General features: G+C 71.4%; 26 protein-coding genes. 13 read left to right on the forward strand and 13 right to left on the reverse strand.

All coding sequences use genetic code 11. The features are described from left to right. The first annotated feature begins 11 nt into the window (after positions 1-11). Positions 12-158: a hypothetical protein gene (locus tag OHA68_RS00215; protein WP_189137210.1), complete on the forward strand. Its 147-nt coding sequence runs from the start codon at positions 12-14 to the stop codon at positions 156-158. Here the strand turns inward: OHA68_RS00215 and OHA68_RS00220 are convergent. Continuing rightward, positions 155-622, reverse strand: coding sequence for a ribose-5-phosphate isomerase (locus OHA68_RS00220; protein ID WP_189137209.1), 468 nt, complete (start codon positions 620-622; stop codon positions 155-157). The two genes, OHA68_RS00215 and OHA68_RS00220, sit on opposite strands and share 4 nt — an antisense overlap. Before the next feature lie 106 nt (positions 623-728). Between OHA68_RS00220 and def the strand changes: the two genes are divergently transcribed. Continuing rightward, a complete protein-coding gene (def, locus tag OHA68_RS00225) occupies positions 729-1,214 on the forward strand; it encodes a peptide deformylase (RefSeq protein WP_225278028.1) in 486 nt (161 codons plus the stop codon). An 87-nt stretch (positions 1,215-1,301) separates the two neighbouring features. Here def and OHA68_RS00230 read toward each other — a convergent pair whose 3' ends face one another. Together OHA68_RS00230 and OHA68_RS00235 are read right to left on the reverse strand one after the other, a co-directional pair. After that, the gene (locus OHA68_RS00230) at positions 1,302-2,705 is read right to left on the reverse strand and encodes an aldehyde dehydrogenase family protein (protein ID WP_327105768.1); all 1,404 of its coding nucleotides are present in this window, start codon (positions 2,703-2,705) and stop codon (positions 1,302-1,304) included. 108 nt (positions 2,706-2,813) lie between these two features. After that, the gene (locus OHA68_RS00235) at positions 2,814-3,434 is read right to left on the reverse strand and encodes a mycothiol-dependent nitroreductase Rv2466c family protein (protein ID WP_327105769.1); all 621 of its coding nucleotides are present in this window, start codon (positions 3,432-3,434) and stop codon (positions 2,814-2,816) included. 91 nt (positions 3,435-3,525) lie between these two features. On the opposite strand from OHA68_RS00235, the gene pepN reads away from it, so the two are divergent. The 3 genes from pepN to OHA68_RS00250 all read left to right on the forward strand — a co-directional run bounded on the left by pepN (position 3,526) and on the right by OHA68_RS00250 (position 8,589). Further along, positions 3,526-6,084 (forward strand): aminopeptidase N, encoded by a 2,559-nt coding sequence (gene pepN, locus OHA68_RS00240; RefSeq protein ID WP_327105770.1) that lies wholly within the window; start codon positions 3,526-3,528, stop codon positions 6,082-6,084. Between the two features lie 168 nt (positions 6,085-6,252). Beyond that, positions 6,253-7,653, forward strand: coding sequence for a serine/threonine-protein kinase (locus tag OHA68_RS00245; RefSeq protein ID WP_327105771.1), 1,401 nt, complete (start codon positions 6,253-6,255; stop codon positions 7,651-7,653). A 72-nt stretch (positions 7,654-7,725) separates the two neighbouring features. After that, positions 7,726-8,589, forward strand: a complete 864-nt coding sequence (locus tag OHA68_RS00250; RefSeq protein ID WP_189137204.1) for a hypothetical protein — start codon at positions 7,726-7,728, stop codon at positions 8,587-8,589. Here OHA68_RS00250 and rarD read toward each other — a convergent pair. After that, the gene (gene rarD / locus OHA68_RS00255; protein ID WP_327105772.1) at positions 8,483-9,445 is read right to left on the reverse strand and encodes an EamA family transporter RarD; all 963 of its coding nucleotides are present in this window, start codon (positions 9,443-9,445) and stop codon (positions 8,483-8,485) included. The genes OHA68_RS00250 and rarD overlap by 107 nt on opposite strands. 122 nt (positions 9,446-9,567) lie before the next feature. Between rarD and OHA68_RS00260 the strand changes: the two genes are divergently transcribed. After that, positions 9,568-10,515: a hypothetical protein gene (locus tag OHA68_RS00260; protein WP_327105773.1), complete on the forward strand. Its 948-nt coding sequence runs from the start codon at positions 9,568-9,570 to the stop codon at positions 10,513-10,515. Between the two features lie 59 nt (positions 10,516-10,574). Here OHA68_RS00260 and OHA68_RS00265 read toward each other — a convergent pair whose 3' ends face one another. Then, entirely contained in the window at positions 10,575-11,234 is a 660-nt protein-coding gene (locus OHA68_RS00265) for a DUF5130 family protein (RefSeq protein WP_327105774.1), read from the reverse strand. Further along, positions 11,171-11,755 (reverse strand): amidase family protein, encoded by a 585-nt coding sequence (locus OHA68_RS00270; RefSeq protein ID WP_327105775.1) that lies wholly within the window; start codon positions 11,753-11,755, stop codon positions 11,171-11,173. The genes OHA68_RS00265 and OHA68_RS00270 overlap by 64 nt, the downstream gene beginning before the upstream one ends. A gap of 139 nt (positions 11,756-11,894) precedes the next feature. Between OHA68_RS00270 and OHA68_RS00275 the strand changes: the two genes are divergently transcribed. The 4 genes from OHA68_RS00275 to OHA68_RS00290 all read left to right on the forward strand — a co-directional run bounded on the left by OHA68_RS00275 (position 11,895) and on the right by OHA68_RS00290 (position 16,525). After that, positions 11,895-12,728, forward strand: a complete 834-nt coding sequence (locus OHA68_RS00275; protein ID WP_189137199.1) for a nuclease-related domain-containing protein — start codon at positions 11,895-11,897, stop codon at positions 12,726-12,728. 133 nt (positions 12,729-12,861) lie between these two features. After that, positions 12,862-14,700, forward strand: a complete 1,839-nt coding sequence (ilvD, locus tag OHA68_RS00280; RefSeq protein WP_327105776.1) for a dihydroxy-acid dehydratase — start codon at positions 12,862-12,864, stop codon at positions 14,698-14,700. A gap of 92 nt (positions 14,701-14,792) precedes the next feature. Next, the gene (locus OHA68_RS00285; RefSeq protein WP_189137197.1) at positions 14,793-15,290 is read left to right on the forward strand and encodes a helix-turn-helix transcriptional regulator; all 498 of its coding nucleotides are present in this window, start codon (positions 14,793-14,795) and stop codon (positions 15,288-15,290) included. Between the two features lie 500 nt (positions 15,291-15,790). Next, positions 15,791-16,525 (forward strand): serine hydrolase, encoded by a 735-nt coding sequence (locus OHA68_RS00290; protein WP_327105777.1) that lies wholly within the window; start codon positions 15,791-15,793, stop codon positions 16,523-16,525. Positions 16,526-16,696: 171 nt separating this feature from the next. Here the strand turns inward: OHA68_RS00290 and OHA68_RS00295 are convergent, their stop codons facing one another. The 3 genes from OHA68_RS00295 to OHA68_RS00305 all read right to left on the reverse strand — a co-directional run bounded on the left by OHA68_RS00295 (position 16,697) and on the right by OHA68_RS00305 (position 18,394). Beyond that, positions 16,697-16,909, reverse strand: a complete 213-nt coding sequence (locus tag OHA68_RS00295; RefSeq protein WP_327105778.1) for an FmdB family zinc ribbon protein — start codon at positions 16,907-16,909, stop codon at positions 16,697-16,699. An 18-nt stretch (positions 16,910-16,927) separates the two neighbouring features. Next, positions 16,928-17,731 (reverse strand): GNAT family N-acetyltransferase, encoded by an 804-nt coding sequence (locus OHA68_RS00300; RefSeq protein WP_327105779.1) that lies wholly within the window; start codon positions 17,729-17,731, stop codon positions 16,928-16,930. A gap of 156 nt (positions 17,732-17,887) precedes the next feature. After that, positions 17,888-18,394 carry an HNH endonuclease gene (locus OHA68_RS00305; RefSeq protein WP_189137328.1) on the reverse strand — a complete coding sequence of 169 codons (507 nt, stop codon included), beginning with the start codon at positions 18,392-18,394 and terminating at the stop codon, positions 17,888-17,890. Between the two features lie 293 nt (positions 18,395-18,687). Between OHA68_RS00305 and OHA68_RS00310 the strand changes: the two genes are divergently transcribed. From OHA68_RS00310 to OHA68_RS00320, 3 genes are read left to right on the forward strand one after another with little or no spacing between them, the layout of a single operon-like run. Further along, positions 18,688-20,742 (forward strand): prolyl oligopeptidase family serine peptidase, encoded by a 2,055-nt coding sequence (locus OHA68_RS00310; protein WP_327105780.1) that lies wholly within the window; start codon positions 18,688-18,690, stop codon positions 20,740-20,742. Between the two features lie 18 nt (positions 20,743-20,760). Continuing rightward, positions 20,761-21,552 carry a helix-turn-helix domain-containing protein gene (locus OHA68_RS00315; protein ID WP_327105781.1) on the forward strand — a complete coding sequence of 264 codons (792 nt, stop codon included), beginning with the start codon at positions 20,761-20,763 and terminating at the stop codon, positions 21,550-21,552. A gap of 4 nt (positions 21,553-21,556) precedes the next feature. After that, positions 21,557-21,907, forward strand: a complete 351-nt coding sequence (locus tag OHA68_RS00320) for a VOC family protein (protein ID WP_327105782.1) — start codon at positions 21,557-21,559, stop codon at positions 21,905-21,907. Here OHA68_RS00320 and OHA68_RS00325 read toward each other — a convergent pair. The 4 genes from OHA68_RS00325 to OHA68_RS00340 form a co-directional block, all read right to left on the reverse strand. Then, positions 21,895-22,704 (reverse strand): polyphosphate polymerase domain-containing protein, encoded by an 810-nt coding sequence (locus OHA68_RS00325; RefSeq protein WP_327105783.1) that lies wholly within the window; start codon positions 22,702-22,704, stop codon positions 21,895-21,897. The genes OHA68_RS00320 and OHA68_RS00325 overlap by 13 nt on opposite strands. Continuing rightward, complete coding sequence (locus OHA68_RS00330; RefSeq protein ID WP_327109435.1) at positions 22,701-23,246, reverse strand: DUF4956 domain-containing protein; 546 nt, start codon at positions 23,244-23,246, stop codon at positions 22,701-22,703. Before OHA68_RS00330 ends, OHA68_RS00325 begins: the two co-directional genes overlap by 4 nt. A gap of 125 nt (positions 23,247-23,371) precedes the next feature. Then, positions 23,372-24,034 (reverse strand): response regulator transcription factor, encoded by a 663-nt coding sequence (locus OHA68_RS00335; RefSeq protein WP_327105784.1) that lies wholly within the window; start codon positions 24,032-24,034, stop codon positions 23,372-23,374. Beyond that, complete coding sequence (locus tag OHA68_RS00340) at positions 24,031-25,431, reverse strand: sensor histidine kinase (protein WP_327105785.1); 1,401 nt, start codon at positions 25,429-25,431, stop codon at positions 24,031-24,033. Before OHA68_RS00340 ends, OHA68_RS00335 begins: the two co-directional genes overlap by 4 nt. Positions 25,432-25,434 lie beyond the last annotated feature (3 nt).

A 25,434-nucleotide genomic window follows, 5' to 3' on the forward strand; every position in this document is an offset into this window, starting at 1 on the left:
GAGTCCGGGACATGGCCCTGCAGAGTTTGCAGATCACTGCGATCACCGCGATGCGCGCGCGAGAGGTCTCGCGGCCGTCGAAAGAGCAGCAGGAGGCCGCCGACAGGCGGCCCCTGCGTGACGAGATGCCCAAACGCGACGCCAAGCGCAGGAGCTAGGGCAGCGAGGGAAGCTGGCCGATGGTCTCGTAGGCCTGCACCTGGGCGATGCGCCGGCTGTGCCGCGCGCTGCCGGAGAACGCGGTGCCGAGGAAGACCTCGACGAAGCCGGTGGCCTCTTCGGTGGTGTGCATGCGCGCGCCGAGGGAGACCACGTTGGCGTTGTTGTGCTCGCGGGCGAGCTGGGCGGTCTCCTCGCTCCAGGCGAGCGCGGCCCGGATGCCGCGCACCTTGTTGGCGGAGATCTGCTCACCGTTGCCGGAGCCACCGATGACGATGCCCAGGCTGCCCGGGTCGCCCGCCACACCCTCGGCGGCGCGCAGGCAGAAGGCGGGATAGTCGTCCTCGGCGTCATAGACCGAGGGACCGCAGTCGGTCACCTCGTGACCGTGCTCCTTCAGCCAGGACACCAGGTGGTTCTTGAGCTCATAGCCGGCATGGTCGGCACCGATGTAGACACGCACCCGCCCAGTCTTCCACAGCTGCGCCCGCCTGTTTCCAGTGCCGTCGGCTCTGACTAGAGTAAGGACTGCCAACGCCATGCAGCCCTTACGAGAGATGGGAGCGTCCATGCGTGAGATCCGCGTGATCGGCGACCCGGTCCTGCGCACCCCCGCCGAGCCGGTCAAGGACTTCGACCGTGAGCTGCGCCGCCTCATCGACGAGATGTTCCAGGCGATGTACGCGGTGGACGGGGTGGGACTGGCGGGTCCGCAGATCGGCGTGTCGCGGCGCGTGTTCGTCTATGACATCAGCGGGCGCAAGGGCCATCTGATCAACCCCACGCTGACCGTCGACGACGCCGAGGAGATCGTCGACGAGGAGGGCTGCCTGTCGGTGCCCGACCGGGGCACGGGGCGACCGGCCTTCGCCCCGGTGGGACGGGCGGCCGGCGTGACGGTCGAGGGCTTCGACCGGCTGGAGCGCCCGGTCCGCGTCCAGGCCCGCGGCTCGCTCGCGCGCTGCTTCCAGCACGAGAGCGAACACCTCGACGGCAAGCTGTACGTGGACCGCCTGCCGAAGAACCAGGCCCGGAAGATCATCCTCCAGGCGTAGCCCGGCGCCGAAGGGCGTCGCGCGGCGAACCGTCCATCTCATCAGCGGCCTGGAGGAGCACTGCGGGCGGTGCCGCGCACCAGGCGGTCACAGCTGCAGCGACTTGATCTCGAAGAACTCCTCGAATCCGTGCTCGCCGAGCTCGCGGCCGATGCCGGACTGCTTGTAGCCGCCGAAGGGGGCCAGCGGGTTGAATCCGCCGCCGTTGATGGCCACCTGACCGGTGCGCAGCCTGCGCGCGAGCGCGACGGCCCGCTCCTCGGTGCCCGCCCAGACCGCGCCCGCCAGGCCGTACGGGGTGCCGTTGGCGATCTGGACGGCCTGGTCCTCGGAGGTGTAGGGAATGATCGACAGGACCGGGCCGAAGATCTCCTCCTGCTCGATCGTCATGCCGGACTCGACCCCCGCGAAGACGGTCGGCTCCACGTAGAAGCCGCGCGGCAGCGGCCGCTCGGTGCCGCCGGCCACCAGCCTGGCGCCTTCCTCCTGGCCCCGGTTGATGTAGCGGACGACGCGGTCGCGCTGTGCGGCGGAGACCAGCGGCCCCAGCCGGGTGCCCTCGTCGAACGGGTCGCCCACGGTGTACTTGCGGGCGGCCTGGACGGCCAGGTGGACGGCGTCGTCGTAGTGGTCGCGGTGGACCAGCATGCGGGTCCAGGCGGAGCAGGTCTGGCCGGCGTTGACGAAGCAGTTGGCGACGCCCACCTTGACGGCCACGCCGAGGTCGGCGTCGGGCAGGATGACGTTCGCGGACTTGCCGCCGAGCTCCAGGGCGACCCGTTTGACGTCCTCGACGGCCAGCGCGGCCACTCTGCGGCCGGCCCTGACGGAGCCCGTGAAGGAGATCATGTCCACGTCGGGATGCGCGGCCATGGCCTCGCCGACGACCGGCCCGCGCCCGCTGACCAGGTTGAAGACGCCCGGTGGCAGGCCCACCTCATGGAAGATGTCGGCCAGCGCGTAGGCCGCCAGCGGCGCCACCTCGCTCGGCTTGAGCACGACCGTGCAGCCGGCGGCCAGCGCCGGGGCGACCTTGGCGATGATCTGGTGCAGCGGATAGTTCCACGGCGTGATGGCGGCGACGACGCCGACCGGCTCCTTGACGACGAGCGAGTTGCCGACGCGCGACTCGCGCGGGTGGCTCTCGGCGAGCCCGGCGTAGGAGGCGAGCACGCGGGCGGGCATCAGGGTCTGCACCTTGAGCGCGAACCCCAGCGGCGAGCCCATGTCGGCGGTGATGATCCGGGCGACGTCGTCGGCGCGCCGCACCAGCAGCTCGGCCGCGGCGGTCAGGAGTTTGGCCCGGTCGGCGGGCGCGGTGACCGACCAGGAGCCGAAGGCTTTCCTGGCCGCTCGCACCGCTTCCTGGACGTCCGCCGCGGCGCCCGCGGGCACCCGGTCGATGATCTCCTCTGTGGCCGGGTTGACGACCTCGATGGCCTCTCCCGAGGCTGAGGCGGTCCAGGCACCGCCGATGTAAAGCTGACGCATATCTCTCATCCTGGCGTGCCCGTGGTCACTTCGCGAGGGAGTCACGCTTTCCGGGGTGAGCTGTGTCCCCCGCGAACACAGCTTCTTCTACCGCCACTGAGAGAGAAATCAGTCGAAACGCGGCGAACGCGTACGGGTCCGCTTCAGCTCGAAGAAGTCCTCGAACTCGGTGACCAGCAGGACGCCGTCCCACAGCCGGCCCGCGTCCTCTCCCCTGAGGATGGAGGTGATCACCGGGCCGAAGAACGCGTTGGCGCCGACGCGGATGACGGGCGTGCCGACCTCCTGGCCGACCAGGGCCATGCCCTCGTCGTGGGAGATCCGGACGGCCTCGTCGAACTGGTCGGAGTCCATCGCGTCAGCCACCCCCTTGTCCAGGCCGGCGGCCACGAGGGCCTCCTCGACGGTGGGGCGCAGGCTTCCCTCGCGCTTGGCGTGCTGCTCGTTGTGCAGGAGCGTGCCGAGCTCGGTGTAGTAGCGCCCGACGGCGTCACCGTCGTACTTGGCGGCGACCGCGGCCACCGTCCTGCCCGGGCCGACCACCCTGGCGATACGCGCGCGATAGTCGTCCGAGACGTCCTTGTCCTGGTTGAGCACTTGGAGGCTCATGATGCGCCAGTTGATCTCGATGGGCCGGACCTTCTCGACTTCGAGAAGCCATCGTGACGTGACCCAGGCATAGGGGCAGAGAGGATCGAACCACAGGCTGACAGGAGTCTTCTGCGTCATGTGGGGCCATAACCTTGTGAGGTCCGTGTCCTATTCCTGGCATGGCAGGATACGGACAATTCGCAGACGAAGTGGTGAAAAGGAGCGCAACTTGGCAGGCAACCTGACCCGGGACGAGGCTCGTACGCGTGCCCGGCTGTTGAAGGTCGAGTCATACGAGGTGGCACTCGACCTCACCGAGGGCGACGAGCGCTTCGAGAGCGTGACCACGGTCCGCTTCACCAGCGCCCAGCCGGGCGCCGCCACCTTCATCGACCTGCACGGCGCCCGCGTGCGCAAAGCCGTGCTCAACGGCCAGGAGCTCGACCTGGCCACCTACGACGAGGACAAGGGCCGTCTCCCGCTCCCCTCGCTCGCCGACTCCAACGAGCTGCTCATCGACGCCGACTGCGCCTACATGCGCTCCGGCGAGGGCCTGCACCGCTTCGTCGACCCGGTGGACCAGAAGGTCTACCTGCACAGCCAGTTCGAGACGGCCGACGCGCACCGCATGTACGCCTGCTTCGACCAGCCCGACCTCAAGGCCACCTTCCAGCTCACCGCGCTCGCGCCGAAGGACTGGGAGGTCGTCTCCAACGCCGCGGCCGCCTCCGTGGTGGAGTTGCCCGCGGAGCCCGGCAAGCACGGCACCGTGCCCGCCGCCAAGCGCTGGACCTTCGCCGTCACCCCGATCATGTCCACCTACATCACCGCGCTCGTGGCCGGCCCCTACCACAAGGTGACCGCCGAGCACGACGGCATCCCGCTGGGCATCTACTGCCGCGCCTCGCTCGCCGAGCACCTCGACGCCGACAACATCCTCGAGGTCACCCGGCAGGGCTTCGACTTCTTCCACAAGGTGTTCGGCGTCCGCTACCCCTTCGGCAAGTACGACCAGCTCTTCGTGCCGGAGTTCAACGCCGGCGCGATGGAGAACGCGGGCTGCGTGACCTTCCTCGAGGACTACGTCTTCCGCTCCCGGGTCACCGACGCCGTGGTCGAGCGGCGCGCGGAGACGATCCTGCACGAGATGGCGCACATGTGGTTCGGCGACCTCGTCACCATGCGCTGGTGGGACGACCTGTGGCTGAACGAGTCGTTCGCCACCTACATGTCGGTGCTCGCCCAGGCCGAGGCCACCCGCTGGGGCGGCGGGGCGTGGACGACCTTCGCCAACGTGGAGAAGTCCTGGGCCTACCGCCAGGACCAGCTGCCCTCCACCCACCCGATCGCCGCCGACATCCCGGACATGCAGGCGGTCGAGGTCAACTTCGACGGCATCACCTACGCCAAGGGCGCCTCGGTGCTCAAGCAGCTCGTCGCCTACGTCGGGCTGGACAACTTCCTGGCCGGCGTGCGCGACTACTTCAACGAGCACGCGTGGGGCAACACCGAGCTGAAGGACCTGCTCGGCGCGCTGGAGCGCACCTCCGGCCGCGACCTGTCGTCGTGGTCGAAGGAGTGGCTGGAGACCTCGTGGGTCAACACGCTGCGGCCGTCATTCGAGGTGGCCGACGGCAGGTTCACCTCCTTCGAGGTGCTGCAGGAGGCCCCCGCCGACTACCCGACGCTGCGCTCGCACCGCGTCGCGATCGGCCTCTACTCCCTCACCGACGGCGCGCTGACCCGTACCAAGCGGGTGGAGCTCGACGTGGTGGGCGCCCGCACGGCCGTCGCCGAGCTGGTCGGCGCGGAGCAGCCCGACCTGGTCCTGATCAACGACGACGACCTCACGTACGCCAAGGTCCGGCTGGACGAACGGTCGCTGCGCACGCTGGTCGAGGGCGGCATCTCCGGCTTCACCGAGTCGCTGCCCCGCGCGCTGTGCTGGTCCGCGGCCTGGGACATGACCCGTGACGGCGAGATGTCCACTCGCGACTACGTCAAGCTCGTCGTCTCGGGCATCGCCACGGTCAAGGACCTCACCGTCCTGCAGACGGTGCTGCGGCAGGCGCGGCAGGCCGTCCAGCAGTACGCCGACCCGGCGTGGCGGGCCGAGGGCATGGCGCTGCTGGGCGGCGAGCTGCGCTCGCTGCTGGCCACCGCCGAGCCCGGCTCGGACCACCAGCTCGCCTACCTCCAGGCGTTCGCGCCGGTGGCCACCTCCGCGGACGACCTGGCGCTGCTGACGGCGATCCTGGACGGCCGCGAGGTGCCCGCCGGGCTGTCGGTGGACACGGACCTGCGCTGGACGCTGGTGCACGCGCTGGTCGTCGGCGGCCGGCTGGGCCCGGCCGACATCGAGGCCGAGCTGGAGCGCGACCCCACGGCCACCGGCGAGAGGTCCGCGGCGCTGTGCCGGGCGGCCGTCCCGACGGCCGAGGCCAAGGCCGCGGCCTGGGAGCGGATCGTGGGCGGCGAGCTCGCCAACCACATCGCCCGCACCACGATCAACGGCTTCCAGGACCCGCACCACCCCGAGCTGCTGGCGCCCTACCGCGCGAAGTACTTCGAGCAGGTGGGGCGGATCTACCAGGAGTGGACGTTCGACCAGGCCTCGACGTTCGCGGTCGGGTGCTTCCCCTCGCTGCTCATCGAGGAGGAGACCGTACGCGCGGCGCAGGACTATCTGGCGGCCGAGGAGCGGCCCCAGGCGCTGCGCAGGCTGATCCTGGAAGGCGCCGACGGCGTCAGCCGGGCGCTGCGCAACCGCGCCAAGGACGCCTCCTGAGGGCTCGGGCGGCTTGACGGCGGGGCGAGGATCACGGCGATCCTCGCCCCGCCTGTTCGGCGGGCTGGGACACCGCCTGTCGGGCGGTCCGGGACACCGCCGCCGGTTCGGTCACCGGCGGCGGATTCCGGCCCCGGGCACACCTGTCACGGTGTTAGCCTCGATGACGTGCTCGAATCCGGGATCACGCTCAACGGCCGCTACCTCCTGACCCGCCGGGTCGGTGGCGGCGGCATGGGCGAGGTCTGGCGGGCCGACGACACCGTCCTGCGGCGCACGGTGGCCGTCAAGGTGCTCCAGCCGGCCCTGTCGGAGGACCCCACGTTCCTGCGGCGCTTCCAGAACGAGGCCAGGGCCATGGCCACGCTCAACCATCCCGGCGTGGTCGACGTCTACGACTACGGCACCTGCGAGGTCGCCGAGCGCCAGGTGAGCTTCCTGGTGATGGAGTTCGTCGAGGGCGAGTCGCTCGACCGCGTGCTGCGTCGTGGCCCGCTCTCCCAGGCCGACACCATGCGGCTGGTCGTCGAGGTGGCCGGCGCGCTCGCCGCCGCCCACGCGCAGGGCATCGTGCACCGCGACGTCAAGCCGGCCAACCTCATGGTCCGGGCGGGCGGCGAGGTGGCGCTCACCGACTTCGGCATCGCGCACTCCGCCTCCGCGGGCCAGCTCACCGCCACCGGGGCGATGCTCTGCTCGGCCGGCTACTGCGCGCCCGAGATGGCCACCGCCAGCGACGTGACGCCCGCCGTCGACGTCTACGCGCTCGGCGTGGTCGCCTACGAGTGCCTGACCGGCCGGCTGCCATTCGAGGGTGACACTCCCGTACAAATCATCTTCAAGCACCTGCACGCCCCCGTCCCCGAGCTGCCCGCCGAGGTGGCGCCGGGGCCGCGTCAGGTGGTGACCCGGGCGATGGAGAAGGCGCCGGAGCGGCGCTGGGCGTCGGCCGCCCTGATGGCGCAGGCGGCGCGGCGAGCCCTGGACTCCCCCGACGCCATCACCGCCCCCGCGCCGGCCGCCACCGTCCCCGCCTCCGCCTCCGCCGCCGCTGTCACCACCGGCGGCGGCACCGGCGCCACCGCTGACACCATCGCCGGCACCGCCGGCGGCACCACCACCCCGCGCCGCCGCGCGCTGTCGGCGGTATTGGCCATCACCGCCGCCGTCGCGGTCACCGCGGGGGTCGCCGGGATCGTCTGGATGCGCCCGGCCGAGACCAGCGGCCAGAGCGGCGTCGTCCCGCCGGTGACCCAGCAGGAGCCGCGCACCACCACCAGCGGCCCCGCGCCCAGCGACAGCGGCAGGCCCGTCCCGCCGACGAAGAACACCCCGGCCCCGCAACCGAGCACGGGCACGAGCACGCCCACGGTGCCCGCCCCCAGCGCGACGGCCACCGTCACCCCGACCGTGACGCCCACCGTCACGCCCACGGTGGAGCCCCCCTCGGAGCCCGAGCCGGAGCCGTCGGAGGAGCCCAGCACGTCTGAGCCGCCGGCGCCGACCGTGGAGCCCACGGCCACCGAGCCCCCCGGCGAAATCCAGTGCATCAGGACGCCTTGCCCGTGACCGGCGGGTAACGCGGCGCAAGATCGACTATTCTTGCGTTCCGTCACCCCCCGACCGCGCGTGGGAGCCACGTTGAACAGGCCCACCAAGAAGCCCTCCATCATCGTCGATCCCGTGCTGATCATCGGCACCGGCCTGTCGGTCCTGCTGGCCGTGATCTTCTACGTACGCGAGGACACCGCCCAGGCGCTCGGCACTGTGGCCGGGCTCATCGGCGGCGTCATCACGCTCCAGGTCCAGACGCTGCTGAAGGAGCGCCGCAGGATCGACCACGAGACCAGGGTCGGCCACATGGTCTCCACCATCGAGAAGATCCCGTGGCTGCCGGACCTGATGGAGCCCATGCTGCGCGCCGCCAAGCACGTCGAGCGCGACTACGACGGGACGCCGGCCCAGGACGCCTGCCGGCGCGCCTTCGAGGAGTGCCTGCGCACGCTGACCGACCTCGAACGCGGCCACTTCCGCTCGCCGTACGGCGACAACGAGGTGTTCCTGGGGCTGATCGAGCGGGCGCGGGAGCAGATGTGCGTCACCAGCGTGCCCGCCGTCGACCTGACGTGGTGGCGTGAGCCCGTCGGCAGGCAGTACTGGCAGGCCCAGGTGGAGGCGCTGGCGCGGGGCGTGGTGATCCGCCGCGTGTTCATCTACCACGAGTGGACCGACGATCTCGACGCGCTGGCCCGTGAGCAGCTCGACGCGGGGGTGCGCGTCCGCCGCGTGCAGGCCCTGCGGCTGCCCGCCGCCATGCGGGTGATCACCGGGGTGTGGGACGGCAGTTGCGGGCACGAGCTCAACTACACGGCGGCGGGCGAGGCCGTCCACGACACCTTCACCGTGTCTCCTCCGGATCTCGAACGCCTGATGAGGCAGTTCGAGATGATCGAGCGGAGCGCGGTGGACCTCGACGAGCCGCGGGCGCCCGACCTCGTGCCCTGAAGCCGTCGGCCGTCAGCACCACGAGCGCCACCCACAGCAGCCCGAACGCCAGCCACCGGGTCAGGGGCATGGACTCACGGAAGACGAGCAGCCCGATGAGGAACTGCACGATCGGCTCGATGTACTGCAGCATGCCGGTCACGCTGAGCGGGATCTTCGTCGCGGCGGCGCTGAACAGCAGCATCGGCACCATCATCACGAACCCGGAGCCGACGCCGAGCAGCGTGTTGACCACCGACACGTGCCCGAACGTCGCCTGGCCGCCCGCCTGCAACACCACCGTGTAGACCAGGGCGAACGGGAACAGCACCGCCGTCTCCACCATCAGCCCCTCGACGGCGCCGACGTCCACCCGTTTCTTGATCAGCCCGTAGCCGCCGAACGTCACGGCCAGGGCCAGCGCGATCCACGGCGGTCCGCCGTACGCGAGGGTGAGGACGAGCACCGCGACGGCGGCCAGCCCGATCGCGGCCCACTGCGGGCCGCGCAGCCGCTCCCTGAAGATCCCGACGCCGAAGGCGATGCTGACCAGCGGCGTGATGAAGTATCCCAGCGAGGCGTCGACCACGTGCCCGCTCATCGTCGCCCAGATGAACAGCGCCCAGTTGATCGAGGTCAGCACGCTGGCCAGGGTGAGCAGGGCCAGGTCACGCGGCCGGCGCAGGATAGCGGCCACCTGCCGCCGGCGGCCGAGCGCGAGCACCAGCAGCCCGATCGCCACCGGGGACCAGAGCACGCGCAGGGCCAGGATCTCCACCGGGCCGGTGGGCTCCACCAGCGGCCAGTAGAGGGCGGACAGACCCCACAGCACATAGGCCGCCACGCCGAGCAGGACACCACGGCGCGTAACGGACACCCGGCCCACCCTACGCGGTCTTGGAGCGCAGCACCCTGACCCGTGGGCCACGCGGCCCTGACGCACTGGGCCCCGCCCTGGTGTTCGGAAAGCTGGTCATTCGGTCGTGAGAGGGTGATCTGGTGGAAACGACCCGAGATCTGTTCGTCGCCCTGGCCCGGCGCTACGCGTTCGCCGATCTCGGCGCGCTGACCCCGAGTCCGCAGATCGCCGAGGCCTGCGAGTTCGGCCAGCGGCTGCTCTCGCTCGACGCCGAGGACTTCGCGGTGGACACCAAGGCCGTGCCCGCCGACCTCAAGCGGCAGGCGAGGGCCTGTCACATGCCGCAGACGCCGCGTGAGCAGCCGCGTGGCGCCCTTGAGTCGCTGCGTCCCGCCTTCGGGCTGCTGCTGGAGGTCATCGCCATCCGCTGGCACCGCCGCGAGCTGAGCCCGATGATCGCCGCGGTGCACATCGCCGGCGAGTATCTGCCGCTGCTCGCCTTCGAGCCACAGCTCGGCCACGCGGGCGACCCCGCACGCTGGCCGGCGGGGCTGAACGCGCCCGAGAGCCGGTTCGGGGTGACCGGCGACCGCGAGTGCGACCACACCAAGTCGGAGCAGTCGGCGGCCAACCGGACCCTGCGGGTGGCGGGTGAGCCGCCGCAGGGCTGGCGCGCCTACTTCGACCGCCAGCACAGCCAGGTCGCCGGCGCCCTGGCGGTCTGCGTGGCCACCTGCCGCAACCCCTGCACGGCCATGGACTGGATCGAGCCGGGGCCGCGCGCCGACCTTCAGGCGCGCGCCCGCACCGCGCTGGCCTTCGCCGACACCCCGCTGGTACGGCTCCGCCACGCGGCTCCCGTCGGCCACGGCTTCGGCGTGCCCTCGCCCGAGGAGGTGCTCGAAGCCTGGGAGCGCAGCAGGACGGCGCTGGACAAGAACCCGGTGGGCGCGGCCGCGACGCAGGACGACGGCTTCCCGCTGCCCGGCCTGCCGTCGCTGTTCGGGGCCGTGGCCGCCGTCCCCCTCGCCCCCTCGACGCTGCTGGAGGGCGTCAGCCGGCACGTCGTCTCGCTGATCGAGCGCTAGACCGCGGCCGGCACGTCGTCTCGCTAGCTCGCCGTCTCGCTGATCCGAGCGGTAGAGCGCTAGCGCCGGGCGGTGGCCTGCTCCGCCAGGGCGCCGATGCCGTTGAGCAGCCCGCCGGCCAGGTCACCGACGCCGAAGGAGGTGGCCATCGACATCGCGGTCAGCCCGCACGCGGCGTCGGGGATCCTGCGCCCGGCGTTCTCGCCCGTGACGATCTCCAGGGCGCATCCCTTGACGTCCACGAACAGCACGACGGCGCCGGCGGCCTCGGCGCCGAGCGCGGCGTGCAGCTTCTCCGCGAAGTGCCGTCTGCCGCCGACCGGCTCACCGAGGAAGAGGCCGAAGCGCAGTCCGCTGCGCCGCTCGGCGACCGTCAGCGCGTGCCTGACGTCGTCGGCCTGCTGCGGGGTGAGTGCGCGCGTCTCCGCTCGCCATCCGACCGACGCGCCGCCGATCCGCCTGCCGGGCTCGGCCGTCTCCGCGGCGGTCACCCAGTCCGCCCCCGCCACGGCGGCCCAGCGTGGCGGCGGATCGGTCAGCACCGGGCCGGAGGTGCTCGCGCCGTGTTCGCTGCCGGCGGGACCGCCGAACCACACCGGGCCGGCCGCCGCCCTGCGCGCCGAACGGCGGCCCGGCACCAGGACCAGCAGGCTGATCAGCACGAACAGCCCCAGCGACACCCCGACGAGAAAGAGCAGGATCTCCAGCGCGCTGTCCACACCCCGACCGTATTCCCGGGCCGGTCCGCCGGGCCAGCACCCGCCGGGAGATCATCCCCCCAAGGTGGGCAAAGCCGGGGCAGGTCACCAGAGCGACGGCCTGCGTTCGCCCCAGAAACCGCCCCTGGCGGCCTCCACCTGCGCCGACAGCCGCCCGGTCGGTGGTGCGTCATCACGTCGAGCATGGAGGCCGCGCCGTCGCTGCCCTGCGCGGCGGGCGCGAGGCCGGCGGCGAAGTCGCGGTACGTCGCCCACCCGAACATGATCGGCACGTCCCTGACCAGGTTAAGATCCTTGACGGGGATCGGCACTCCGGCGAGCGGTCCGTCCGGCAACTCCCGTTCCAGACGGCGGGCCTGCTGGAGCGCGCTCGCCGCGGTCACGGTCACGAAGGCGCCCACATCCGGGTCGATGCGCTCGATCCGGTCCAGATAGTGCTGAGTGAGCTCGACCGGCGAGATCTCCCGGGCGCGGATGGCGCGCGCTTGTTCGAGAGCCGAAAGGTCGTGGAGTTCTGGCACGCTTCCGCACCTAGACATCTCTAGAGAAGAAAGTAATAAGTACCCGGAAATCGGGCGTGGAACACAGTGAGCTGGGCCATAAAACTATGGACAAGGCAGCACTAGGAATCGATCGAACCAGCGGACTACGGTGAGTTGCGTGGACTCCGACCCTCAGCGCGAAGACGGTCACAACACCTCGCCCATCTGGGTGAGCGACCGACCCGAAGGCGAGCAGGCCGCCGCCTCCGCCGCCAAGCCATCGGCGCCCATCACGACGTACGCGCCGATGGAGCGCGCTTCCCTGCGTGACCTGATGCAACAGCCGCGCTTCCGTCGCCTGGGCAGCCGGGCGCTGGTGGCGCTGGCCGTCGGCGTGGTCGTGGGGTTCCTGGTCTCGGACTGGCGACTGGGTGTGACCGCGGCGATCGTGGCCGCGATCCTGGACACGGTCTACCGAGCCCGCTCCAACTCCACGGTGCCGGCCTGGCGGCGTGCCTCCGTCGCCGAGCGCCGGACCGAGGCGCAGCTGCGCAGGCTGGAGCGCAACGGCTACCGCACGCTGCACGCCAGGGCGATTCCCGGCAGCGAGGCCCAGATCGACCACCTCGTCGTGGGGCCGACGGGCGTCTACGCCGTCGACTCCGAGAAGTGGGACAAGCGGCTGCCGGTCCGGGTGCAGATGGGCAAGAAACTCTTCCACGGGCCGTTCGACATGAAGCCCCGCATCACCGAGGCCAAGTGGGAGGCGTCGCAGGCCAGCGAGCTGATCACCAAGTCCTTCGGGCGGGAGATCTCGGTCGTGCCCTCGCTGGCCATCTACGGCCCGCCGGTGCCCTGGAAGATCATGACGATCCGCGGCGTGGACGTCTACGAGGGCGCCCGGGCCCGCAGGTGGATCACCAAGCGGGAGCGCGCGCTGACCGACGCCGAGATCGACCGCATCTACGAGATCGCCGCCCAGGTCCTGCCCGCCCGCTACGGCGAAGGCTGAGGCGAGGGCCGCTCGCGTCGGGTCCGTGCCGTTCCGGCACGGACCCCGGCCTTGTTGTCCGGGCTGTGGACACGCGTCTCAGCTACCGGGCGAGGGGCCGTACCATGTGTAGACGCTAGCGATGGGAGAAATCATGCCCGCCCTCAGGTCACGTACGGTCACCCACGGCAGGAACATGGTCGGTGCCCGGGCCCTGCTCCGGGCGACCGGCGTAGCGGGCGGCGACTTCGGCAAGCCCATTATCGCGGTGGCCAACAGCTTCACCCAGTTCGTCCCCGGTCACGTGCATCTGCGCGAGGTGGGCGACGTGGTGGCGGGGGCGATCCGCGAGGCGGGGGCGATCCCCCGCGAGTTCAACACGATCGCCGTGGACGACGGCATCGCCATGGGCCACGGCGGCATGCTCTACTCCCTGCCGTCGCGCGAGCTGATCGCCGACGCGGTCGAGTACATGGTCAACGCGCACTGCGCCGACGCGATGATCTGCGTCTCCAACTGCGACAAGATCACGCCGGGCATGCTGCTGGCCGCCTTCCGGCTCAACATCCCGACGATCTTCGTCTCCGGCGGCCCGATGGAGGCCGGCAAGACCCCGGGCCGCAAGCTCGACCTGATCGACCCGATGATCGCCGCGGCCGACGAGTCCGTGTCCGACGCCGACCTGCTGGAGATGGAGGAGAACGCCTGCCCCACCTGCGGCTCGTGCTCGGGCATGTTCACCGCCAACTCCATGAACTGCCTGGCCGAGGCGATCGGCCTGGCGCTGCCGGGCAACGGCACGATCCTGGCCACGCACAAGTCGCGTAAGAAGCTCTTCGAGGACGCCGGCCGTCAGCTCGTGGAGATCACTCGCCGCTACTACGAAGAGGACGACGAGTCGGTGCTGCCGCGCTCGATCGCCACCAGCGAGGCGTTCGAGAACGCCATGACGCTCGACGTGGCGATGGGCGGCTCCACCAACACGATCCTGCACATCCTGGCCGCGGCCCGCGAGGCGGAGGTCGACTTCGGGCTGAAGGAGATCAACGAGATCTCGCTGCGGGTGCCGTGCCTGTGCAAGGTGGCCCCGGCCACCAGCAAGTACCACGTCGAGGACGTCCACCGGGCCGGCGGCATCCCCGCCATCCTGGGCGAGCTCGACCGCGCCGGGCTGCTGCGCAGCGACGTGCCGACCGTCAACGGCGGCACCCTCGGCGACATGCTCGCCGCCTGGGACCCGCAGTCGCCCACGGTGCTGCCGGAGGCGATCGAGCTGTGGCACGCGGCGCCGGGCAACGTCCGCACGGTCAAGCCCTACTCCCAGGACAACCGCTGGGACTCCCTCGACCTCGACCGGGCCGACGGATGCGTGCGCGACCTGGAGCACGCCTACACCGTCGACGGCGGCCTGGCCGTCCTCTACGGCAACATTGCACGTGACGGCGCGGTGGTGAAGACCGCCGGGGTCGACGAGTCGATCTGGAAGTTCACCGGGCCCGCGGTGGTGTTCGAGTCGCAGGAGCAGGCGGTCGAGGGCATCCTCGGGGACAAGGTCAAGGAGGGCGACGTGGTGGTCATCCGCTACGAGGGCCCCAAGGGCGGACCCGGCATGCAGGAGATGCTCTACCCGACCTCCTTCCTCAAGGGCAGGGGTCTCGGCAAGGCGTGCGCGCTGGTCACCGACGGCCGCTTCTCGGGCGGCACGTCCGGCCTGTCGATCGGGCACGCCTCCCCCGAGGCCGCCGAGGGCGGGACGATCGCGCTGGTCGAGGACGGCGACCTCATCGAGATCGACATCCCCGGCCGCAAGCTGGAGCTGCGCGTCCCTGAGGCCGAACTGGCCGCGCGACGCGAGCGCCTGCTGGCCGACCTGGGCCGCTACCGGCCGCGCGACCGTGACCGGCCGGTGAGCGCCGCGCTGCAGGCTTACGCGGCCATGACGACGTCGGCCTCCACGGGCGCGTCGCGCGACCTGTCGCAGCTGTCTCACTGACCGGCGGTACGACCCTGTCCGGCAGGCGATGACCGTGTCGCCTGCCGTACAGGTATTCGAAAAATGTCGGTGGTCTTACGTATTCTTGGGGTATGGCTACAGTCGTGAAGCCCCAGACCCGCCCGCTGACGACCGCCGAGATCGCCGCCCTCGCCCTGTCCCTCGCTCATCTGGGGTCGGGCCCCCAGGCCGTCACCGCAAGGCGCGGCCTGCAGCACGTCTTCGACCATCTGGACCTCGACGACGACGTCATCGCCGCCACGCTGACCACGCTCACCGAGCCGCTGCCGGTCGACGTGGCCTCCCGGGCGCGGCTCATCGCCGACGCCATCACCAGCCGCATGATGATCCGCCTCCACTACCGTGACGCCGCCGGAAACGTCAGCAGCCGGCAGGTGGAGCCGGTCACCTGCCTGGTCCACCGCGAATACTGGTATCTGGTCGGCGTGTGCCGGACGCGCCGCGCGATCAGGGCCTTCCGGTTCGACCGGATCCTGGCGGTCGAGCCCACTCTGACCCCGTCCCGGCCGCACCTGGCCGACCGCTTCCTCCCCTTCCAGCGCCGCAAGCGCACCAGGGCTGTCGCCTGACCTTTCGGTCCGCGTCCCCACCCGAGTGGGGACGCGGACCGGCAGGAGCGTGCGAGTGGACTCGCCCGGCGCGGTGGAACCGGTGCGGAGAATTGGCCGGTGCTTGACTCGTCGTGCCCCGGGTCTTTGGGCCGATGACTGCGAGGCTCGCGGGCATGCGTCTTGCTGGTGTCCCGCTCGCGGGCACGCGTCTTGGTGGTGTCCGGCTCATGGGCGTGCGTCTTGGTGGTGTCCGGCTCGCGGGCATGCGTCTTGGTGGTATCTCGCTCATGGGCAGGCGTTTTGGCGGCGTCTGGCTCATGGGCGTCCTGCTGGCCGCCGCGTCGGGCTGTGCGGCTGCGGCGGTTCCGCCGGATGGGCCGCCGGTCGCGCGGGAGGTGCCCGGATCTCGGCCGGGGGCCGCCGATAGGTGGCAGGCACGTCCCGGGTTCTGGTCAGGGGCCACCGTGGGGCGGGAGGTTCAGGCGCCTCCGGGATCTCAGGCGGCCGCGAGGCCGGCGGTGCCGGTCGTAGCGCGGCGACGGCTCGATCGGGCGCTGGAGCGCTATCTGGCCACCCGGCCGGGTCGCGCGGCGGTGGCCGTCTACGACAGGACCACCGCCACCGGGTACGCCTTCCCCACCGAGCGGGAGCCGTTCATGCTGGCCAGCGTGGCGAAGGTGGACATCCTGCTGGCGCTGCTGCTGCGCACCCAGCAGGAGGGACGCCGGCTTGACGGCTACGAGCGCACGCTGGCCGCACGGATGATCCGTTACAGCGACAACGACTGCGCGCACGAGCTCTACCTGACGATCGGCGGCCGGCGCGGGCTCTCCGAGGTGCTGGGGCGGCTCGGCGTGCGGCACACCCTGCCTGGACCTGGCCTGTATTGGGGGGCGACGCCCAGCCACCCGTCGGACCAGGTCATGGTGCTGGAGCGGCTCACCGCCCCGGACGGGCCGGTGTCGGCGGCCAACCGCCGCTACGCGCTCGGCCTGATGACCACGGTCGCCCCCGCACAGGCGTGGGGCGTGGGCGCGGTGGGCGAGCGGGTGGCGGTGAAGAACGGCTGGCTGCCCGCTGAGGCGCACGACGGCCGGTGGACCGTCAACAGCCTGGGCCGGCTCACCGTCGGCGGGCACGAGCTGCTGATGGCGGTGCTGTCAGAGCGCAGCCCGGACATGAGCACCGGCATCGCCACGGTGGAGGGAGTGGCCCGGCTGGCCGTACAGGCTTTCACCCGCCAGAACACCTGACGGCGAATCGAGCCCCCTCATCGGGCTTACGCGTGGACCAACGGCGGAGCGAATCGCCCCGCCGGCCGGACACGCAGACTAACGGCGGAGCGAGCCACCCCACCGGGCATACACGCGGACCAACGCGGAGCGAATCGCCCCGCCGGCCGTACGGGCCGCTCCGCAGGGTGCTCAGCTGCAGCAGCCGCCGCCACAGCAGCCGCCCCCACCGCCGCCGCTCGTGCGGGGGGCGGCGGCGGAGCCGGTCATGGCGACGGTGGACAGCAGCTTGACCGTGTCGTCGTGGCCCTCAGGGCAGGGGGCCGGGTCGCTCGACGCCGACATGGGACGGGACAGCTCGAACGTGGAGCCGCAGGCGCGGCAGCGGTAGTCGTATCGCGGCATACGCCAAGAGTACGGCCGTCACCGGTAGAAGGTCACCTGGGCGTAGTCGGACACCGGCTCGTAGCCGATCGACCGGTAGACGGCGTTGCTCGTCGGGTTGCCCAGATCGGTGAAGAGCACGACCTCGTCGCAGCGCTCGGCCAGCCCCACATGGCTGGTGTGGGCGGTCACAGCGGCGCCATGGCCTCTCCTGCGCTGCTCCGGCGGCGTGTAGACCGGGCCGATCCGGCAGACTCCGCCCGCAGCCGGCGACAGGGCGGCGAACGACACGGGCACACCGCCGGACTCCCACACGAACAGCTCGCCCATGGACAGCCGCTGCCTGGTCCGCTCGGGCACGTCCTCGCCCACGCCCAGCTTGACCTCGGCGAAGAAGGCGTACATCCAGCTCACCAGCAGGGGCAGGTCGGCCTCGACGGCGGGCCGGCCGCGGCCGGGCACGTCGGGGACGGTGAGCGTGCCGAGCCGGTAGAGGCGCTCGGGGAGCACGTGACCGGAGCGGCCGAGCGCTCGCGCCACCTCGTCGGTCAGCTCGCGCGGGCCCACGACCTCGGGAATGTCGCCCTTCAGCGCCCGTACGAGCTCGGCGACGGCGCGGAGCGGCATGCGGGCGAGCCCCACGGGACGGGGAGGGGTGCGGAACGCGGCGCCGCGCACCTGCCCGCCGTCGGTCCACCAGCCGAAGTAGGCGTCCTGGGCGGGGAGGCCGGCGCGCAGCCCGGCCAGGACGGTGAGCGGCACCGTGTTGCTCACCGGATCGGTCAGCAGGAAGGGCTCGGCGGCCCTGGCGAACTCCTCGGCGTCCGTGGTGAAGGTCCACATGCGGCAGATCCTGCCAGGCGACCGCGCCGGAGGGAAAGTGAGAAGAGCCCGGCCCCGGACAGGGGACCGAGCCGGAGGGAGAGCGAGAAAGGCCCGGCCCCCGGGCAGGGGACCGGGCCGCGGATCACTTTCGGGCCGCCGGTTCGCGGATCACTTTCAGGCCGCCGGTTCGAGGTAGGGCGCCCATTGCGGGTCACCGACGAGAGACGCGCCGATGAGCCGCCAGTGAGCGCCCCGTGGCACCGCCGGGGCGACGCGGAGCGACCACCCCAGCTCCTCAAGGTATTTGTCAGCCTTGCGGTGGTTGCACGGCGTGCACGAGGCGACGCAGTTCTCCCACGTGTGGGTGCCACCCCTGGAGCGAGGGATGACATGGTCGATGGTCTCGGCCCGCTGGCCGCAGTAGGCGCAGCGGTAGTCGTCGCGCCGCATGAGAGCGGCCCTGGTCAGGGGAATGCGCGATCGGTAGGGGATGCGGACGTATCGGCGGAGCCGGATCACCGACGGGACGTCGAGCGTGCAGGAGGCGGAGCGCAGCACGGCGCCCCGGCCGTCGCGGTGCACGACGTCAGCCTTCTCCCGCAGCACCAGCACGATGGCGCGGTGCAGCGAGAGCGTGGTGAGTGGCTCGTAGGTGGCATTCAGCAGCAGGACTTGGCGCATCATCGGGCCTCTCCCTGCTGCGCACGTATGAAGGGGGACATGCCGCGGCATGTCCCGGCTATTCGCCCCTCCTGGGGCATCGACGCTTGCGTCACGTGGACCTCCGCCGGACGGCCCAGCGGATGGTCACCACGGCACCGTCCTGTCTGCAAGTCTGGCGTTTCCCGCGTGGTCCCCGCCACCCCTTAACCTCCAGCCGGAATGACCAGAGGGACGCACGGTACGTTTTATTCCCGCATCACCAGGGCTTTACGCCATCCTCCCGGCATCGCGCTTGCCGTAGGGTTCGAAGCATGACGCGAGAGCCCTACCCTGCCGCACCGCGCGAGGAGACCGTCGAGATCCTGCACGGCACGCCCGTTCCCGACCCCTACCGCTGGCTGGAGGATCCGGCCGGCGCGGAGACGGAGAAGTGGCTGCTCGGGCAGGCGGAGTTGTTCAAGCGGGAGAGCGAGCCGCAGCGCTTCAAGTCGCGGATCGCGGAGCTGCTGATGTCCGGCTCGGTGGGCACTCCGGCCTGGCGCGGCGGCAGGCACTTCTTCAGCCGGCGCACGCCGGAGCAGGAGCACGCCGTCTACTACGCGGTGGACGCGGACGGCACCGAGCGGGTGCTGGTCGACCCGATGGCGCTCGACCCCACCGGGCTGACCACGCTCGACGCGGTCCAGCCCGACAAGGAGGGGCGCCTGCTGGCGTACCAGATCTCGGTGGGCGGCGACGAGGAGTCGGTCCTCTACGTCATCGACGTGGCGACGGGCGCCCGCGTCGAGGGCCCGATCGACCGCTGCCGCTACTCCCCCATCGCCTGGCTGCCGGGCGGCGAGGCCTTCTACTATGTGCGGCGGCTGCCGAGCACCGAGGTGCCGGAGAACGAGCGGCAGTTCCACCGCCGCGTCTATCTGCACCGCGTCGGCACCTCCACCGAGGACGACGTGCTGATCTTCGGCGACGGCATGAAGATGACAAACTACTACGGCGTCTCGGTCTCGCGTGACGGCCGCTGGCTGCAGATCTCCGCCAGCGAGGGCACCGCTCCGCGCAACGACCTGTGGGTCGCCGACCTGGAGGTCTCCACGCCCGAGCGGCCGGAGCTGAGCGTCGTGCAGGAGGGCGTGGACGCCCAGACCGGCCTGGTGTTCGGCCGCGACGGCAGGCTCTACGTGCACACCGACCGGGACGCGCCGCGCGCCCGGGTCTGCGTCACCGACCCGGCCGAGCCCGGCCACGACTCCTGGCGTGACCTGATCCCGCAGGACGAGGAGGCGGTGCTGTCCGACTTCGCCATCCTCGACGGCCTGGAGCGCCCGGTCATGCTGGTGGGCTGGACCCGCCACGCGATCAGCGAGATCACCGTGCACGACCTGGCGACGGGCGAGCGCCTGGGCGAGGTGCCGACGCCCGGCCTGGGCACCATCGGCGGCATCTCCGAGCGGCCCGAGGGCGGCCACGAGGCCTGGTTCGGCTACACCGACAACACCAACCCGCCGTCCATCCAGCACTACGACGCCCGGACCGGCGAGACCACGCTCTGGGCTGCCTCGCCCGGCGCGGTGGAGGTGCCGCCGGTGCGCACCGAGCAGGTCGTCTACCGGTCGAAGGACGGCACCGACGTCCGCATGCTGATCATCTCGCCGGTCGACGGCGAAGGCCCGCGTCCGACGATCCTGTACGGCTACGGCGGCTTCGGCCTGTCGATGACGCCCGGCTACTCCGCGTCGATCCTGGCCTGGGTGGAGGCGGGCGGCGTCTACGCGATCGCCAACCTGCGCGGCGGCGGCGAGGAGGGCGAGGACTGGCACCGCGCCGGCATGCTCGCCCACAAGCAGAACGTCTTCGACGACTTCCACGCCGCGGCCGTCCACCTCGTCGAGACGGGGGTGACCACGACCGCGCAGCTCGGCATCTCCGGCGGCTCCAACGGCGGGCTGCTGGTGGGGGCGGCGCTGACCCAGCGCCCGGAGCTCTACTCCGCGGTGGTCTGCTCGGCGCCGCTGCTCGACATGGTGCGCTACGAGAAGTTCGGGCTCGGCGCCACCTGGAACGTCGAGTACGGCACCGCCGAGGACCCCGAGCAGTTCGGCTGGCTGCACGCCTACTCGCCCTACCACCAGGTCAAGGAGTCGGTCGACTATCCCGCGACGTTGTTCACCGTCTTCGGGTCCGACACGCGGGTCCATCCGCTGCACGCGTGGAAGATGTGCGCGGCGCTGCAGCACGCCTCCTCGGGCGACCGGCCGATCCTGCTGCGCAACGAGACGGAGGTCGGCCACGGCGCCCGCTCGATCAGCCGCACGGTCGACCTGTCGGCGGACACGCTGACCTTCCTGGCCAAGCATCTGGGTCTCTAGCGGGCGTATGGTCCAAGCATGAGCGAGCTGGGGTTGACCTTGGCCGAGGCTGACCCCAGCCCTGCCCTGCGGCCCTACGTGACGCGGTTGACGGCCTACCGCGAGCGTTACGCCGCGCCGGTGACCCGCGCGCAGGCGGCGATGCCCGCCGCGGTGCTCATCCTGGGCTTCGGCGCGGCCATGGAGGTGGCGGGCGAGCGGCTGACCTCGTTCACGGGCGGCCTCGCCGACCGCTTCACCGTGACTCGCACGGCCGAGCCGACCGAGGGTGTGGAGGTCTTCCTGACTCCGTTCGGGGCCAGGCGGCTGTACGGCGTGCCGATGCGGCACCTGGCCAACGTGACGCTGCCGGTCGAGGACCTGCTGGGGCCGTGGGCGCGCGCGGCGGTGGCCAGGCTGGCCGAGACCCCTTCGTGGCCCGACCGGCTGGCCCTGGCCGACCGGCTGCTGACCGAGCGCATCCTGGCCGGTCCCGAGCCGGATCCGCGGGTGCGGTGGGCGTGGGCGCGGCTGCTGCGCGTCGGCGGCGACCTGAGCGTGTCCTGTCTGGCGGACTCCCTCGGCTGGAGCCACCGCCACCTGGTGGCCCGCTTCCACGACCAGGTGGGGCTCACGCCCAAGGCGGCCGCCAGGGTGATCCGGTTCGGCCGGGCGGCGCACCGGCTGCGCGCCGGCGCGACGATCGCGCAGGTGGCCGCCGAATGCGGTTTCTACGACCAGGCGCACATGAACCGCGAGTTCAGGACGCTGGGCGGCACGACACCCGGTCAGATATATCCAAGACCCCGCCCGGCGCCCGGCGCACACTGACGGCATGAGACGAACCGTTTACGCACAGGCTCGCTATCAGGACTGCCGGGCCGCCCTCGACTTCCTGACCAGCGCCTTCGGGTTCCAGGTGCACGAGGTGTCCAAGAACGAGGAGGGCGCGATCAAGCATGCCGAGTTGCTCATCGACGACGACATCATCATGATCGGGCCCGGCGCTCCCGGAGGGCCGGGCGTCTACGTCGCCGTCGACGACGCGGACGCTCACCATGACCGCGCCGAGGCTGCCGGCGCCCGGATCACCATGGCCCTGGTCGACCAGTCCTACGGCTCGCGTGAGTACGCCTGCGCGGACCCCGAGGGCAACACCTGGTATTTCGGCACCTACCGGCCCTGAGCCTCACTTCGGTGCCGTGCCGGGAAATAGCGGCGCAGCACCGGTTGCCAGCGGTTGGCGGCCACGCCGTGCAGCGCCGCCACCCCGAGGCAGTACTTGCTGACGCTGACGGGCCGCACTCCCAGCTCACGCAGGATCCGGTCCGCCGCGGCGTTCCCGTCGGCGGACTTGGACTCCAGCAGGACGCGGTCGCGGCGGGCCGGCAGCGTGCGCCGGCCGTCGCCGCAGACCAGGCCGGTGTCGCAGGTGAGCCGGGCCAGGCCGGTCCTGTCCACCAGGGTGACGCGACTGTAGTCGGTGGACAGCACCGGGCCGAGCGCCGGGGGACGGGCCAGCCGCAGGGTGCCCGCCAGGGTGTCGGCGACGTAGTCCAGCGCCTCTCGGGTGAGCGCGTCGGACGGGGACGCGTCGTACGGAATGCGGTGCTTGTCGGTGCTGCCGCCCGCCCCGCTGAGCTTGACCTCCAGCCAGCGGCCACCGCCGTCGAGGTACGTGCGCGTACGGATCTTGAATCTGCGCCGCCTGTCCTGGCGGTGCTGGCGGAAGGTGAGCAGGTCGGGGGTGTCGAAGTAGGTGGAGGTGTAGCGGAACTGCCGCCGTCCGCCGATCCGCAGCACCGCGAACCTGTCACCGAGCTCGGCCGCGAGGCTGGTCATCGTCGAGGCGCTCACCAGATATTTGCGGTCCACCCGGGTCATCAGCTTCGAGGCGGCCGTCACCTCCTCCAGGGTGATCGGCGGCAGCGCCGAGGCCACCCCCGCGAGCAGGACGCCGGTGTCGGGCCACTGCGCGCTCATCGCCAAGCCCGCACGGGCGCGTGCTGCGGGAGCTCGAAGCGGACGTCGACCACGGAGATGTCCCTGACGTAGTCGGCCTGGGTGACGGAGCACTGCAGCACCCGCCCGCCCAGCCGGCTCTCCAGGTCGGCGCGGAGCAGGGCCTGGTCGGCGTGGACCACGTCGAGGGTCACCACCTGGTGGCGGGTACGGCCGAGCAGGCGTGGATGGTCGGCCGCGTACATCACCGCCAGCAGCGCCACGTCGAGGAAGAGCGCGGTCAGCGGCCAGGCCGCCGCGATGGCGTTCACCAGGCCGAGCGCGATCGCGACGAAGTAGTAGGCGATCTCCTGCTGGGTGATCTCGTCGGACCTGAGCCGGATGATCGCCAGCACGCCGAACAGGCCGAACCCGACCGCCAGGTCCACCCGCTGGACGAGCAGCAGGGACACCACCGCGAAGATGCCCGCGTTCAGCGCCAAGTAGGCGAACAACAGGTCCCGGCGATGGTGACGGCGGTAGTACAGGCCGTAGGCGAGCGTGATGATCGCCGCCAGGTCCATCGCGAACCCGAGAATCGTGGTCGCTCGCAAGGTGCGCCTCCATGGATCGGTACCGTTGTCGAACAGCCTGCCGACCAGCGGTGAAGCGCCGGTGAGCCGATGATGAGGGCGTTCTCATCGAGCTGTCACCCGGCGCGCAGGCGGTATCCCGTCCCCCGCACGGTCTCGATCCGGTCGGCGCCGATCTTGCGCCGCAGGTAGCGCACGTACACGTCCACCACGTTGGAGCCGGGGTCGAAGTCGAACCCCCACACGTGGCTGAGCAACTGCTCGCGGGTCAGCACCTGGTCGGGGTGCCGGCAGAAGACCTCCGCCAGCGCGAACTCGCGGGTGGACAGGTCCACCGACCGCTCCCCGATGTACGCCCGCCGGGTGCGCAGGTCGAGGGCCAGGTCCGCGACCCGCAGCACGGTCACCTCGGGCTGCCGGTCGGCCCGCAGCCGCAGCCGTACCCTGGCCAGGAGCTCCTCGAAGGCGAACGGCTTGGCGATGTAGTCGTCGGCGCCGCCTTCGAGCCCGGCGACGGTGTCGGTGACGCTGTCGCGGGCGGTCAGGATGATGACGGGGATGCCCACCTTGGCCTCGCGCAGCCGCCGCAGCACGGTGAACCCGTCGCTCAGCGGCAGCCCGATGTCCAGGATGAGCAGGTCGAACGCGCCACTGGCGGCCACGTCGTAGGCCGCGACGCCGTCCTCGACAACGGCGGTGACGAACCCGTTGCCGCGCAGCCCCTTCTCCAGGAAGGACGCGATCCTCCCCTCGTCCTCGGCGATCAGAATGCGGTTCACCGCACCTCCCTGAGTGGAACGGTCATGACGAAACAGGCGCCGCCCCCGGGGGCGTCCACCACGGTGACGGTCCCGCCGTGCGCTTCGGCGATGGTCGTGACGATGGCCAGCCCCAGCCCAGCGCCGTCGTGCGCGCCGGTGCGGCCGGCGCCGCGCATGAAGCGCCGGAAGATCCGCTCACGGTCCGCGGGCGCCACCCCGGGGCCGCTGTCCCGCACCCACAGCTCGACCGACCGATCCCGTACGGCGGAGCCGACGGCGATCAGGTCGCCCTCCTCGGTGTGCCGCACGGCGTTGGCCGCGAGCTGCATCAGCGCCTGGGTGAGCCGCTGCCGGTCGGCGGGCAGGCGGGCCTCGGCCACCTCGTCCACCCGCCAGCGCCGCTCGCCGAGCGCGCGCGCCTTGGCCACCACGCTGACGGTGAGGTCGGCCAGCTCGACCTCCTCGATGTCGAGGAAGCCGGGCTGCTCCGCCTTGGCCAGGGTGAGCAGGTCGTCGACCATCCGGTTCATCCGGTCGAGCTCGTCGGTGACCAGGGCGAGGGTCTCGGCCCGGTCGGCGGGGTCGTCGCCCATCAGCTCCAGGTGGCCGCGGATGACGGTGATGGGGGTGCGCAGCTCGTGGCCGGCGTCGTCGACGAAGTGCCGCTGCACGGCGAAGGCCTGCTCCAGCCGGTCGAGCATGTGGTCGAAGGTCGCGGCGAGCGCGGCCACGTCGTCCTCGCCCGGCACGTCGAGCCGTCTGGTCAGGTCGGCGGAGTCGCTGATCTGGGCGGCGGTCTGGCGCACCAGCCTGATCGGGGCGAGCACCCGCCCGGCGACGAACCAGCCGGCCCCTCCCGCCAGGGCCAGCGCCGCCAGCGCGGTCAGGCCGACCACCCGGACCACGTCCACGATGTCGTCCCGGTGCCGGTCGTAGAAGATCGCCACCACGAAGTGGCCGGACCGGGAGTCGCCCGCCACACTGACCGGGACGGCCGTGTACCAGACCGTCCCGGCGGTGCTCTCGTACATGTCCACGCGTGGTCTGGACGCCTTGGACATGCCGGCGACCAGCGCGTCGTCGGTGTCGAGCCGGGCTGGCGCGGGGACGGCCGTGCGGCGGTCCGCCTTGCCGTCGACGATGCTGAAGAAGGTCTCCCACCGGTCGGGCGGGTTGTAGGCGAGGTAGCCGGTGAGCAACTCCTCCACGTCGTCGACCCGCCGGCCCGTCGAGGGGTCGAACGCGGTCGCGGCGTAGCGGCGCAGTTTCTCCACCTCGTTGACGAACTCGTCGTGCATCCGGTCGCCGAGCCGGGTGAGCAGGATGGTCCAGGTGGCGAAGACCGAGACGGCCAGGGCCAGCCCGGCGACCGCGAGCATCCAGCCCACGATCCGGGCCCGAGCGGTCATCCGCATCGG

It is taken from the genome of Nonomuraea glycinis (assembly GCF_035920485.1).
In the GTDB taxonomy this organism is placed as follows: Bacteria; Actinomycetota; Actinomycetes; order Streptosporangiales; family Streptosporangiaceae; genus Nonomuraea; species Nonomuraea glycinis.

Coding starts and splice junctions, on each gene's coding strand:
- OHA68_RS00300 (WP_327105779.1), bottom strand. CDS start 17,731: ATGTGGACCTTCACCACGGACGCCGAGGAGTTCGCCAGGGCCGCCGAG.
- OHA68_RS00295 (WP_327105778.1), bottom strand. CDS start 16,909: ATGCCGCGATACGACTACCGCTGCCGCGCCTGCGGCTCCACGTTCGAG.
- OHA68_RS00320 (WP_327105782.1), top strand. CDS start 21,557: ATGAGACGAACCGTTTACGCACAGGCTCGCTATCAGGACTGCCGGGCC.
- ilvD (WP_327105776.1), top strand. CDS start 12,862: ATGCCCGCCCTCAGGTCACGTACGGTCACCCACGGCAGGAACATGGTC.
- OHA68_RS00230 (WP_327105768.1), bottom strand. CDS start 2,705: ATGCGTCAGCTTTACATCGGCGGTGCCTGGACCGCCTCAGCCTCGGGA.
- OHA68_RS00285 (WP_189137197.1), top strand. CDS start 14,793: ATGGCTACAGTCGTGAAGCCCCAGACCCGCCCGCTGACGACCGCCGAG.
- OHA68_RS00310 (WP_327105780.1), top strand. CDS start 18,688: ATGACGCGAGAGCCCTACCCTGCCGCACCGCGCGAGGAGACCGTCGAG.
- OHA68_RS00330 (WP_327109435.1), bottom strand. CDS start 23,246: ATGGACCTGGCGGCGATCATCACGCTCGCCTACGGCCTGTACTACCGC.
- def (WP_225278028.1), top strand. CDS start 729: ATGCGTGAGATCCGCGTGATCGGCGACCCGGTCCTGCGCACCCCCGCC.
- OHA68_RS00325 (WP_327105783.1), bottom strand. CDS start 22,704: ATGAGCGCGCAGTGGCCCGACACCGGCGTCCTGCTCGCGGGGGTGGCC.
- OHA68_RS00215 (WP_189137210.1), top strand. CDS start 12: ATGGCCCTGCAGAGTTTGCAGATCACTGCGATCACCGCGATGCGCGCG.
- OHA68_RS00305 (WP_189137328.1), bottom strand. CDS start 18,394: ATGCGCCAAGTCCTGCTGCTGAATGCCACCTACGAGCCACTCACCACG.
- OHA68_RS00235 (WP_327105769.1), bottom strand. CDS start 3,434: ATGACGCAGAAGACTCCTGTCAGCCTGTGGTTCGATCCTCTCTGCCCC.
- OHA68_RS00315 (WP_327105781.1), top strand. CDS start 20,761: ATGAGCGAGCTGGGGTTGACCTTGGCCGAGGCTGACCCCAGCCCTGCC.
- OHA68_RS00340 (WP_327105785.1), bottom strand. CDS start 25,431: ATGCGGATGACCGCTCGGGCCCGGATCGTGGGCTGGATGCTCGCGGTC.